Source organism: Burkholderia sp., from assembly GCF_018375725.1.
Taxonomy (GTDB): Bacteria; Pseudomonadota; Gammaproteobacteria; order Burkholderiales; family Burkholderiaceae; genus Burkholderia.
The window spans coordinates 1-11,225 of the sequence record NZ_JAHACR010000124.1 but is presented as its reverse complement, the minus strand read 5'-3'; the positions used below and the strand labels follow the sequence as shown (position 1 = coordinate 11,225).

Sequence of the window (11,225 nt, the reverse complement as noted above, 5' to 3'; positions counted from 1 at the left end):
CCGCGAGCCGGGCAACGACTGGGCGATCGTCGCGCTCGCGCAGCCGGGCGTGATCAGGAAGGTCGAAATCGACACCGCGCACTTCAAGGGCAACTTCCCGGATCGCTGTTCGATTCAGGCGGCCTATGTCGTGGGGGGCACCGACAGTTCGCTGATCACGCAGTCGATGTTCTGGCCGACGCTGCTCGGCGAGCAGAAGCTGCAGATGGACAGGCAGCACGGCTTCGAGCAGGAACTGGCGGCGCTTGGGCCTGTCACGCACGTGCGTCTGAACATCATCCCGGACGGCGGCGTGTCGCGTCTGCGCCTTTTCGGGACGCTCGGCCAATGAAGACACTCGCTATCGAACCGCTGACCCGGGACGCATTCGCGCCGTTTGGCGATGTGATCGAAACCGAAGGCGCGAAGCAGATCCCGATCAATCTCGGCACGACGATCCGCTTTCACGATCTTGCGAAGGTCGATGTCGCCGACGAAGGCGGCCGCCCGCTGGTCAACCTGTTTCGCGGCCAGCCGCGCATGCTGCCGTTCGAGGTGAACATGCTCGAACGGCATCCGCTCGGCAGCCAGGCGTTCGTGCCGCTGAACGACAGGCCTTATCTCATCGTCGTCGCCCCGGCGGGCGACCTCGATCCGGCGAAGATCCGCGCGTTCGTGACGCATGGCTGGCAGGGCGTCAATTATGCGAAAGGCGTCTGGCATCATCCGCTGATCGCGCTCGGCGAGGTCAGCGACTTCATCGTCGTCGATCGCGGCGGCGACGGCCTGAATCTCAATGAGCAGAAACTGGCGGAACCGCTCTGGTTGACCGCGGAGGCGCTGCTTGCATTGACGGCCTGATTGTTCTGCTTGCCGGTCGGCCTGGCCGCCGGCTCCCGTTTCCAGCCAAGCCCGCGATGCGGGCTTTTCTTTGCGCGCTGCGTCACCGGTTTGTGTGCACGGCCCGGCACATCGCCACATTTCGGGAAGAGAAAGGGCCGACCGTTGCCGCCGATTCGAGACGCGCGTTGCGCGATGGAAGCTCGCATAGTGCGAATACCGGGCAGCCGGACGGCGTGCCGCAGAGCGTGCGCCCGCGCGATGCGGAAAGAAAAACGGGCCCGCCGGCGGGCCCGGGAGCAGAGCAAATCGCGCCGGTTTATTGCGTGGCGCCGCCCTCGAACCACGCGGCAAGCTTTGTACGCTCGTCGTCGGTCATGTGCGTCACATTGCCGATCGGCATCGCCTTCAGGCGCACCGCCTGTTCGTAGATCCGCTGCGCGTTCCTCGACACTTCGTCGGGCGTATCGAACATCACGCCGGCGGGCGCGCTGCCCATCAGCGTCGGTTTCGCCGAGTGACATGCGACGCAGCGCTGCTGCAGGATCGGCATGATGTCGTGAATGGCGACTTTCGGCGCATTCGCGGCCTGTGCTTCCGAGGCGACCGGCTTCGGCAGCGTCCACACGAGCGCGGCCGCCATCAGCGCGATGCCGCCGAGCGGCAGGAACCACAGTTGCTGGCCGCGGTGGCGCATCACGAAGAACTGGCGGATCAGCGCGCCGGCCAGCATGATCAGCACGAGCACGATCCAGTTGGCCTTGTTCGCATACGTCATCGCGTAGTGGTTCGACAGCATCGCGAACACGACGGGCAGCGTGAAGTACGTGTTGTGCACCGAGCGCTGCTTGCCGCGTTTGCCGTAAATCGGGTTCGGCTCTTCGCCCTTGAGCATCTTGTCGACCATCTTGCGCTGGCCGGGAATGATCACGAAGAACACGTTCGCCGACATGATCGTCGCGAGCATCGCGCCGACGATCAGGTATGCGGCGCGCCCCGCGAACACGTGACATGCGAGATACGCGGCAGCGATGACGAAAAGGCAGACGCAGACGCCGAGCACGCGGTCGTTCGTGCCGAGCAGCCGGCACAGCGAGTCGTAGACGATCCAGCCCGCGAGCAGGAAGCCGAGCGCCGAGGCGACCGCAACGACCGGCCCCATGTCGAGCACGTTCCGGTCGATCAGGTACGTGTTCGGTGCGAGCAGGTACAGCACGAAGAACAGCGAGAAGCCCGACATCCAGGTCGTGTACGACGGCCACTTCGACCAGTGCAGGTCTTCCGGCATCTCGGGCGGCGCGACCGTGTATTTCTGCATGTTGTAGAAGCCGCCGCCATGAACGTGCCACAGCTCGCCGAATACGCCGCGCTTGCGCAGGTTGGCATCGGCGGGCGGTTTCAGGCTGTTGTCGAGTGCGACGAAGTAGAACGACTCGCCGATCCATGCGATCGCGGCGACGACGTGCAGCCAGCGCAGCGCAAGATTCAGCCAGTCGGTGATAAAGCCTTCCATGAAGCGTCTCCAGTCTTGTGATCGTTGTCGTGCGTGATACGGGGCGCCGATACGGCGTCAGCTGCCGCGATAGGTGCTGTACGACCACGGCGACACGAGCAGCGGCACGTGGTAGTGGGCGTGCGGGTCGGCGATGCCGAAGCGCAGGATGACGCGATTGACGAAGCGGGGTTCGGGGACCTTCACGCCGATCGCGGCGAAGTAATCGCCTGCGTGGAACACGAGTTCGTATTCGCCGGCGTGCAGCGCGGCGCCTTCGAGCAGCGGCGCGTCGCATCGGCCGTCGCTGTTGGTCAGCACGGTCTTGAGCGGGCGGCGCGTGTCGCCGTCGATCGCATAGAGATCCACCTTGAGCGCGGCGCCGGGGCGGCCGTGCGCCGTATCGAGTACGTGGGTAGTGAGCTTGCCCATTCGCAATTGTCCTTGTGTTGATGCGAGGTTCGGCGGCGGCCCGATCCAGGGTCGGTGCGGCGGATCGAGGCTCCACGTGACGTGGCTGCATACCCGTCGGCGAGTTGACGCGAGCGCCGTGCTGGCATTGTAAAAAGGGCGCTGGCGCGGCAGTGCGAGCGATAGCGAAGATAATGCGCTGCGCATGAACGGCTGTCGACGGCGGCCCGGTCGCGCGAACCGGCATCGGCGCCGCATACGATTCGTGCGTGAAAGGCGTCGGACGACGCGGCGCATGCTGCGTGTCGGCGAGCGCCGCAACGTGCTTGCGCGGGCGCTCGCCGACGCGGCAGAGTTTTACTGCTCGATCAGCGTGCGGGTCGCCTCGGCGACGAGACCGCGCAGCCAACGCACTTCGTCGGAGTAATGGCAGCGCTCGTGCCAGAGCTGGTAGTACTGCATCGGCGGGAAGTCGAGCGGTGCCGGCACGACGGTGAGCGGCAGGAACCTGGCGTAGTGGTCGGCGAACAGGCGCGTCGTCGTGAAGATCAGATCGGATTTCACCAGCACGTAGGGCGCGAGGTTGAAATACGGCAGCGTGACGACGACGTGGCGCTTCAGCCGCTCGCGCGCGAGGTGCACGTCGATCGCGCCGCGCTGGCCGACCGAATACGGTGTCGGGGCGAGGTGCGGCGCGTTCAGATACTGATCGAGCGTGAGCGTGCCGCGCTTCGCGAACGGATGCGTATTGCTCATCAGGCAGACGATCTCGTCGACGAACAGGTTCGACAGGTGAAGCTGCTCGGGCGGTTCGGGCCAGTTGCCGACGACGATGTCGAGCTTGCCGTCCTCGAGCGCGAGCTCGTAGTCGAATGCGGGGCCGAGCGAGTGGAACTCGAGCGTTGCATTCGGCGCGGCTTGCCGGAAGCGTTCGACGACGGTCGGCACGAACAGCACGTTCAGGTAGTCCGGGCAGCCGATCCGGTAGCAGCGGATCGACGTCGCCGGGTCGAAGCTGTGCTGCTGGAACCGGATGCGCTCGATTTCGCGCAACGCATTCTGCACGGGTTCGAGCAGCCGCAGGCCGTATTCGGTCGGCACCATGCCGGACTTGCCCCGCACCAGCAGCGGATCGCCGGTGATGTCGCGCAGGCGGCGCAGCGCGGCGCTGATCGCCGGTTGCGACTGGTTCAGCTTGACGGCCGCGCGCGTCACGCTGCGTTCCATCAACAAGGTGTGCAGGACGCGCAAGAGGTAGGTGTCGATCGCCTCGCGTTGCTGACTCATGATGACTCCGTTTCTTCGTTTATATGTCCAGGCTGATCGAGGGGAGGGATGGGTATATGTTTTTTAATATGGCAGAAAAACAGCGTCAAGGGACGGATACCCGCACGCAGCCGGCGGCGCGGCGTCGAGCATGGCGCGAAGACAACGCGCACAGGCGCGCGGCGCACGATGCGCGGCGCGCCCTGCGGGCGTGGTGACCAGATGTGACGTTGATGCGGGCGATCAGTCGTCGATGCGCAGGCCGACCTTGAGCGTGACCTGCCAGTGGACGACCTGGTTGCCTTCGATGTGGCCGCGCGTTTCCGTGACCTGGAACCAGTGCAGGTTGTGCAGCGTCGCCGCGGCTTTCGCGATCGCGTTGCGGATCGCGTCGTCGCTCGATTCGCGCGATGAGCCGGTCAGTTCGATCAGCTTGTAGATGTGGTCGCTCATGATGCCTCCCTCATGTGTCGAATTGGGTCGCGGGCCCGAGCGCAATCGGGTGCGGAATGCGTCCGGCTTCTTTCTTGAGTGATAGGTATGATGGGCGGCAAGTTCAACCCATATCGGAGGCGAGGGGCATCGTGGAAGTCGGATTTTGCGGACCGGGATTGATGGGGGTGCCGATGATTCGGCATTTGCTGGCTGCAGGCCATCAGGTCAGCGTGTGGAATCGCACGCGTGCGAAGGCGGAGGCGCTCGAGGCGGAGGGCGCGCGGGTCGTCGACACGCCGCGCGAACTGGCCGAACGCGTCGAAACGGTGCTGATGTGCGTACTCGATGCGCGTGCGGTCGGCGACGTCGTGTTCGGCCCGGAAGGTCTGTTGAGCGGCGATACGGCTGCGCGCCGTGTGCGCCGCATCGTCGATCATTCGACCATTCCGCCGGGCGTGACGCGCACCTACGCGCAGCGCGCCGCGGAACAGGGCGTCGGCTGGGTCGATGCGCCGGTATCGGGCGGCGTGCCGGGCGCGCAGGCCGGCACGCTCGCGGTGATGGCGGGCGGTCGGGCGGCCGATCTCGACGCGGTGCGGCCGTTGATCGATGCATATGCGGCGCGCATCACGCACATGGGTGAAGCCGGAGCCGGGCAGACCGCGAAGCTGTGCAATCAGGCGATCGTGACCGCGACCGTGACGGCGATCGCCGAGGCGGTCGGGCTCGCGCAGGCGAGCGGCATCGATGCCGCGCGGCTTGCACAGGCGCTGGCCGGCGGCTGGGCGGACTCGGCGCTGTTGCAGACGTTCGTGCCGCGCATGACATCGGGCGGACATGCATCGATCGGGGCGATGAGCACATTCCAGAAGGACGTCGATGCGATCGCCGACGCCGCGCGCGAGACCGGCGCGGTCATGCCGGTCCTGGCGACCGTCCAGCAAGTGCTGCGGCTCGGCGCGGCGATGGGCCTGGCGGATGCGGATTTCGACGCATTCATCGATATCGTCAGGCCGGGGAACGGGCGTCGACGGACAGGATAAGGAAAGAGAACGGCGTTGATCGGCGGCGCGTGCGCTTGCCGCCGGCCCGATGCCGCGTACACGTGCATGGTGGGCACCGATGGCGATCCGGGCATGCGACGTGGCTTGTGCGCCCATGAAAGACGGGCCGCTCGGAAGCGGCCCATCGTGATCGGTGTCGAGTCAGCCCAGCGAGCGGGGCGTGGTGTCGCCGGCGTTCTGTCGCCCGAGCCCGCTGCGCAGGCTCGCTTTTGCGCCGGCACCAAATTCGGGCAGGATGCGCGCGCGCGCGCGGCTGGCGAATACGAGGAAGCCGAAGCCGTTCGACTCGTACCAGTAACCGCCGTTCTCGAGGCCGTCGAGCGGCTGCTCAAGCGCATTCGCGATCGATTCGATGCAGCGTTTTCGCAATTCGGCGATCGCCGGATAGGGCGGCTGCGCACCGCGGACGCTGCACAAGAGCACGTCCAGCCCGGGAAGCACATGCGCATACAGCACCGGTTCGTCCTGTGCGCGGGCGCGGGCGATCTTGGTGTCCAGCTGGGCGAACGGCTTCGAGTGGCGCAATACCGCGAGAAAGGATTCCTGGCCATCCTGCTGCGCGCGTCGGCGTTTTTTCGGGAAGGACATAAACACTCGCCTCAAAAACCATTGCAAGAAATGCGGCATCTTCATGCGACCACTCCCGGCTATGCACGCCGCATGTCGATTCGTTATAGCACACGAAAACAACCGCTCTCGCGGTGCGACGACCGATGCCTTCGTCGAACCGCACGCCACGATCGACACAGCCAGCGCCTGGCGCCTGTACTGTCGTTTAGTCTCCATGATAGACCCGCTCGCGTGGCGCGTGCGTTCGCGCGCCACAAAAAATGCATGCGGGCAAACACGCAGTCACGCTCACACGCCTGACGGGCACAAAAAAGCCCGCACGGCGGCGGGCTCGGCATGAGGCGAGGTGTGCTCAGCGTTGCTTGAGGGCGTCGCGGATCTCGCGCAGCAGCACGGTGTCTTCCGGCGTGGCGGGTGGTGCGGCCTCTTCGGGCTTGCGCAGCTTGTTGATGAACTTCACCATCATGAAGATGATGAACGCAAGGATGATGAAGTTGATCAGCACGGTGATGAACGAGCCGTATCCAAACACGGCCACGCCGGCTGCCTGCAGGTCCTTGAACGAATCGGGATTACCCTTGTAGGACGGCGGGATCGCGCCGAGCAGCACGAACTTGTTCGAGAAATCCAGGCCGCCCGTCAGCACGCCGATGACCGGCATGATCAAATCCTTCACGACCGAATCGACGATCTTCGAAAATGCGCCGCCGATGATCACGCCGACGGCGAGATCCATCACGTTGCCCTTGACGGCGAACTCCTTGAATTCCTTGATTATGCTCATGAGCGGCTTTCTCCTGTTTGGGGGCAAGGGGAAGCGTGCCGCGACGCATCGATCGAATTCAGGGCCGGTGGCACGCCGATTGCCGCATGATAGCGAACGTGCCCCGATGCCGATAGGTCATCTTGAAATGCTTAACAAATCGGCGCGATGCGCGGCTCGCGCATCCTGAGCGCGCGAGCGGGCGTTCAGGGCTTTGAAGCGACGTCCGCGGAAGCCCTGAACGGGAAAGGTCAGGTGTTGGACCAGTCGCCGTTGTCGTCGCCGCCACCGAGATCGACGCCGCCGTCGTTGCCGCTGTCCCAGTTCGTGCCGTCGCCGTGCCCGAGGTCGACGCCCGGATCGCCGTCGCGCCGGCGGCGTTCGTCATCGACGATGACGTCGCGCTCAACCACGCGGTCATGTCCGCCCGACATCGCCTGGCCAAGCAGTACGCCGGTCAGCAGCCCGCCCATCCCGCTGCCGATGCCGCCGCCACCTTGCTGGATCACGACCGGCGGCTGTTGCTGCGGCGGATAAGGCGGCGGGTAGGGCTGACCTTGCGCGCCGGTCAGACGATCGGCCTCCTGCGCGTAGACCGAGCCGCTGCCGGCCGCCGGCGTAGCGGGTGCGGCGGGAGGCGCCACCGGATCGGGGCGGCCTTCGACGCGCGCCTTCACGCTGGCGAACTGTTGCTCGAGTTCGTCGATGCGGTACGGCGGCACCGGGTTCTTGGCGTTCGACAGCGCTTCGACAAGCTCGCGCGCCTGCGCCTCGACCGTCTCGATCTCGCCGGTCAGCGCAGCGGCGCCGGGCGCCGTCGACAGCCGCGCGTCGAGTTTCAGCGGGCGGACGTCGTTGAGCACATCGGTTGCGCGCTTGAGCTGCATGCGGCGTTCGTCGTCCGCGCGCTGGTCGTCGGTCGAGCGCGCGCGACGCAGGGTCCAGCGCAGCACGAGCGCGATCGCGGCGATGAGCAGACCGATGCCGATCCACATCCCGATCGACGGGCCGTGCTTGACGGCGGGCGCCATGCCCGGCGCGAGCGTCGACTGTGTGGCCATGCCGGATGACATGCCCGGCTGCGTGCTGCTCATGCGGCTCGCGTCGGCACGGATGCGGGCTTCCGTCTGCGCAAAGCGGGACGCGTCGGCAAACCGCAATTGCGGGTCGAGCGACTTCGCGCGCTGCAATTGCGCGAGGGCGTCGGAGGCGCGGCCTTCGCGGTCGAGCACCTGCGCATACAGGTAACGCGCATGCGCGTTGTTCGGATACGCGTCGACGACTTGCGAGAGCTGCGTGTCCGCACGCTGCCAGTCGCGCTGTGCGATCGACTGTTCGATCTGTTGCAGCGACGGCACCGCGAATGCGGCCGACGACAGCATCAGCAGCGAGCAACCGAGTGCGGCGAGATGTTTCTTCATGATCGAACCGGGCACGCATGCCCGTCTCCTTGCGATCGGTTTGCGCCGCCTCCGCGCGAGCGCGGTGCGGCGGCGCGGGTGCGTATTACTGCGCGGGCGTATCGAGCTGCTTCTTCAGCGCGGCGAGACGATCCTCGACCGACGGACCCTTGTTCAGCGCGGCGAGCTTGTCCTCGAGCGCCTTGCCGCTCGACGTATCCGCCGAATCGAGGCGGGCATCCGAGCGCGCGTTCTGCAGCGCGACCTTGTCCTCGAGCTTCTGGAAGTCTTCCGACAGGTTCTTGCCGCCGATGCCGCCGAGCGCGGATGCTGCCACGTCCTTCGCCTGCGCGATTTCCTGCTTCGCCTGCAGGATGTTCGAACGGGCGTTCAGGTCGTTGCGGCGCTGCCGCATGTCGGCGATCTGCCCCTTCAGTTTTTCGACGGACGGCTCGAGGGTCGCGAGTTCCGCGGCGAGTGCGTTGCGTTCGGCTTCCACGTTCGCCTGGGCCGCGAGCGCCTCGCGTGCAAGGGCTTCGTCGCCGGCCTGCAGCGCGCGCTTCGCGCCGTCCTCGTATTTCTTCGCCTTGTCGTCGGCGGCGTCGCGCTTGCTGCGCTGGGTCGCGACCTGCGCCTGGATCTCGATCAGCGAGTTCTCGGCGCGGCCGATGCTGTCGTCGAGCTCCCGCACGATCTGGCGTGCATCGCGCGACGGATCCTGCACCGAGTCGGCCGCGTCGTTCAGCAGGCCTTTGAGCGTGCGCGAAATAGAGTCGAAAAGCGACATGAAATCCTCCGTGTATGAAAGGTGCCGCGTTGCCGCGGCATGGCGCGTGGCGACGTATTCAGGTTCGCCAGCGCGGCCGGATATTAGACCACCGGTTCGCTTAAATACGGCTTAAACGTGCGATATCAAGTAGGGCGGACATATCGCCGCACGGCCGCGCGGCGCGGCCGGCGCTTTCATGGGTGAAAGGTTCGGCGTCGCGCATGCGGGCGCTCCGTGTTCATGATAGGCCGGCGCGTGCCGGAAAAAGCGCCGTGCGGCGACGGCGGATGCGGGAATTTTTACAAAAAATCGCGAAGCTAATCGATTGATTTCATTAAAATGCGCTGTCACGTCGCGGGAACGGATCCTCGCGAGGCGGGATCTGTCGACGTGATACGCTCCGACGCACCTCTCTCGATTCATCCGTGCGTGCGCGTTCGACGACGCTGCGCGCGCCCGCCATTCCGACATGCCAATTATCAAACGACCGTCTTCTCCGCGCGCCACGAACGAACCTCACTACACGTTGCGCCGTTCGCCTTCCGGCGCTTATTACCACGACGATGACGATCGCGACGCGCCGCGCGACAGTGGCCGCCGCTCGTTCGGCTCGCGCGTCGCGCTGTGGTTCGTCGGCCTGTTCGTCACGCTGGCGATTGTCGGCGCGCTGATCGTCGGCTATGCGCTCGTCGTCATGGCGCCGCAATTGCCGTCGCTCGATGCGCTGACGAACTACCAGCCGAAGGTGCCGTTGCGCGTCTTCTCGTCCGACCGCGTCCTGCTCGGCGAATTCGGCGAGGAGCGCCGCAGCCTCGTGCGTTTCCAGGAGATTCCCGACGTGATGAAGAAGGCGGTGCTCGCGATCGAGGACTACCGCTTCTACGAGCATGGCGGCGTCGACTTCCTCGGCATCATGCGCGCGGGCGTCGCGGACCTGATGCACGGCGGCGCGCGCCAGGGCGCGAGCACGATCACGATGCAGGTCGCGCGCAACTTCTTCCTGTCGAGCGAGAAGACCTACACGCGCAAGATCTATGAAATGCTGCTCGCGTACAAGATCGAGAAGGCGCTGACGAAGGATCAGATTCTCGAGCTGTACATGAACCAGATCTACCTCGGCCAGCGTTCCTACGGCTTTGCCGCGGCCGCGCGGGTGTATTTCGGCAAGGATCTCAAGGACATCACGCTTGCCGAGGCGGCGATGCTCGCCGGCCTGCCGAAGGCGCCGTCGGCGTACAACCCGGTCGTCAATCCGAAGCGCGCGAAAATGCGTCAGGAGTACATCCTGAAGCGGATGCTCGAGATCGGCTACATCACGCAGCCGCAGTACGAGCAGGCGATCAGGGAAGAGATCCACGTGCGCACGCCGGGCAACCAGTATGCGGTGCATGGCGAGTATGTCGCGGAAATGGTGCGGCAGATGATGTACGCGCAGTACAAGGACGAGACGTACACGCGCGGCCTGACCGTCACGACGACGATCAGCGCGGCCGATCAGGAAGCGGCATACCAGGCGGTGCGCCGCGGCATTCTCGACTACGAGCGCCGTCACGGCTATCGCGGTCCGGAAGGTTCCGTCGCGCTGCCGGCTGCCGGCGACGACCGTGACGAGGCGATCGACGACGCGCTCGCCGATCATCCGGACAACGGCGACCTGCAATCGGCGGTCGTGCTGTCGGCGGCGCCGAACGCCGTGCAGGTGCAGTTCGTCGGCGGGGCGACAACGACGATCGGCCCGGGCGGCCTGCGCTTTGTCGCTGCCGCGCTGAGCCCGCGGGCATCCGATGCGCTGCGCATCAGGCCCGGCTCGATCGTGCGCGTGATGAACGACGCGAAGAGCGGCTGGCAGGTCGTGCAGTTGCCGCAGGTCGAGGGCGCGCTGGTCGCGATCGCGCCGCAGGACGGCGCGATCCGCTCGCTCGTCGGCGGCTTCGACTTCAACAAGAGCAAGTTCAACCACGTGACGCAGGCATGGCGCCAGCCGGGCTCGAGCTTCAAGCCGTTCATCTACTCGGCGTCGCTCGACAAGGGTCTCGGGCCGGCGACGATCATCAACGATGCGCCGCTGTATTTCCCGCCGAGCGTGCCGGGCGGCAGCGCGTGGGAGCCGAAGGACGACGATCAGCCTGACGGTCCGATGTCGATGCGCACCGCGCTGCAACGCTCGAAGAACCTCGTCTCGATCCGGATCCTCGCGTCGATCGGCACGCAGTACGCGCAGGACTACGTGACGCAG

General features: G+C 65.7%; 11 protein-coding genes and 1 pseudogene. 4 read left to right on the top strand and 8 right to left on the bottom strand.

Annotated elements, in window-relative coordinates:
• Positions 1-331, top strand: a pseudogene (locus tag KH616_RS14495) (allantoicase); the annotation flags it as partial.
• Positions 328-840 carry an ureidoglycolate lyase gene (locus KH616_RS14490; RefSeq protein WP_292245948.1) on the top strand — a complete coding sequence of 171 codons (513 nt, stop codon included), beginning with the start codon at positions 328-330 and terminating at the stop codon, positions 838-840. The pseudogene KH616_RS14495 and the gene KH616_RS14490, both read left to right, overlap by 4 nt.
• Before the next feature lie 298 nt (positions 841-1,138).
• Here the strand turns inward: KH616_RS14490 and KH616_RS14485 are convergent, their stop codons facing one another.
• From KH616_RS14485 to KH616_RS14470, 4 genes are all read right to left on the bottom strand, one after another.
• Positions 1,139-2,332 carry a urate hydroxylase PuuD gene (locus KH616_RS14485; protein ID WP_292245945.1) on the bottom strand — a complete coding sequence of 398 codons (1,194 nt, stop codon included), beginning with the start codon at positions 2,330-2,332 and terminating at the stop codon, positions 1,139-1,141.
• Between the two features lie 57 nt (positions 2,333-2,389).
• Positions 2,390-2,743 carry a hydroxyisourate hydrolase gene (gene uraH, locus KH616_RS14480; protein ID WP_292245943.1) on the bottom strand — a complete coding sequence of 118 codons (354 nt, stop codon included), beginning with the start codon at positions 2,741-2,743 and terminating at the stop codon, positions 2,390-2,392.
• Between the two features lie 336 nt (positions 2,744-3,079).
• Positions 3,080-4,009 (bottom strand): LysR substrate-binding domain-containing protein, encoded by a 930-nt coding sequence (locus KH616_RS14475; RefSeq protein WP_292245941.1) that lies wholly within the window; start codon positions 4,007-4,009, stop codon positions 3,080-3,082.
• A gap of 222 nt (positions 4,010-4,231) precedes the next feature.
• Complete coding sequence (locus tag KH616_RS14470; RefSeq protein ID WP_292245939.1) at positions 4,232-4,441, bottom strand: dodecin; 210 nt, start codon at positions 4,439-4,441, stop codon at positions 4,232-4,234.
• Between the two features lie 131 nt (positions 4,442-4,572).
• Here KH616_RS14470 and KH616_RS14465 point away from each other — a divergent pair, with 131 nt between their 5' ends.
• Positions 4,573-5,466, top strand: coding sequence for an NAD(P)-dependent oxidoreductase (locus tag KH616_RS14465; protein WP_292245938.1), 894 nt, complete (start codon positions 4,573-4,575; stop codon positions 5,464-5,466).
• A gap of 162 nt (positions 5,467-5,628) precedes the next feature.
• On the opposite strand, the gene KH616_RS14460 is transcribed toward KH616_RS14465, so the two are convergent.
• From KH616_RS14460 to KH616_RS14445, 4 genes are all read right to left on the bottom strand, one after another.
• Positions 5,629-6,075 carry a hypothetical protein gene (locus KH616_RS14460; RefSeq protein WP_010092113.1) on the bottom strand — a complete coding sequence of 149 codons (447 nt, stop codon included), beginning with the start codon at positions 6,073-6,075 and terminating at the stop codon, positions 5,629-5,631.
• 334 nt (positions 6,076-6,409) lie between these two features.
• Positions 6,410-6,841 (bottom strand): large conductance mechanosensitive channel protein MscL, encoded by a 432-nt coding sequence (gene mscL, locus KH616_RS14455; protein ID WP_292245936.1) that lies wholly within the window; start codon positions 6,839-6,841, stop codon positions 6,410-6,412.
• Positions 6,842-7,071: 230 nt separating this feature from the next.
• On the bottom strand, positions 7,072-8,241 hold the full coding sequence (locus tag KH616_RS14450) for a tetratricopeptide repeat protein (protein ID WP_292245934.1): 1,170 nt from the start codon (positions 8,239-8,241) through the stop codon (positions 7,072-7,074).
• An 85-nt stretch (positions 8,242-8,326) separates the two neighbouring features.
• Positions 8,327-9,007: a PspA/IM30 family protein gene (locus tag KH616_RS14445; RefSeq protein ID WP_292245929.1), complete on the bottom strand. Its 681-nt coding sequence runs from the start codon at positions 9,005-9,007 to the stop codon at positions 8,327-8,329.
• Between the two features lie 451 nt (positions 9,008-9,458).
• Here KH616_RS14445 and KH616_RS14440 point away from each other — a divergent pair.
• Positions 9,459-11,225 (top strand): transglycosylase domain-containing protein (locus KH616_RS14440; protein WP_292245926.1); only part of this gene is annotated, 1,767 nt, incomplete at its 3' end.

Excerpts from the sequence above, each read along its gene's own strand:
- KH616_RS14490 (WP_292245948.1), top strand. The coding sequence starts at position 328 with ATGAAGACACTCGCTATCGAACCGCTGACCCGGGACGCATTCGCGCCG.
- KH616_RS14485 (WP_292245945.1), bottom strand. The coding sequence starts at position 2,332 with ATGGAAGGCTTTATCACCGACTGGCTGAATCTTGCGCTGCGCTGGCTG.
- KH616_RS14450 (WP_292245934.1), bottom strand. The coding sequence starts at position 8,241 with ATGAAGAAACATCTCGCCGCACTCGGTTGCTCGCTGCTGATGCTGTCG.
- KH616_RS14460 (WP_010092113.1), bottom strand. The coding sequence starts at position 6,075 with ATGTCCTTCCCGAAAAAACGCCGACGCGCGCAGCAGGATGGCCAGGAA.
- uraH (WP_292245943.1), bottom strand. The coding sequence starts at position 2,743 with ATGGGCAAGCTCACTACCCACGTACTCGATACGGCGCACGGCCGCCCC.
- KH616_RS14445 (WP_292245929.1), bottom strand. The coding sequence starts at position 9,007 with ATGTCGCTTTTCGACTCTATTTCGCGCACGCTCAAAGGCCTGCTGAAC.
- KH616_RS14470 (WP_292245939.1), bottom strand. The coding sequence starts at position 4,441 with ATGAGCGACCACATCTACAAGCTGATCGAACTGACCGGCTCATCGCGC.
- KH616_RS14475 (WP_292245941.1), bottom strand. The coding sequence starts at position 4,009 with ATGAGTCAGCAACGCGAGGCGATCGACACCTACCTCTTGCGCGTCCTG.
- mscL (WP_292245936.1), bottom strand. The coding sequence starts at position 6,841 with ATGAGCATAATCAAGGAATTCAAGGAGTTCGCCGTCAAGGGCAACGTG.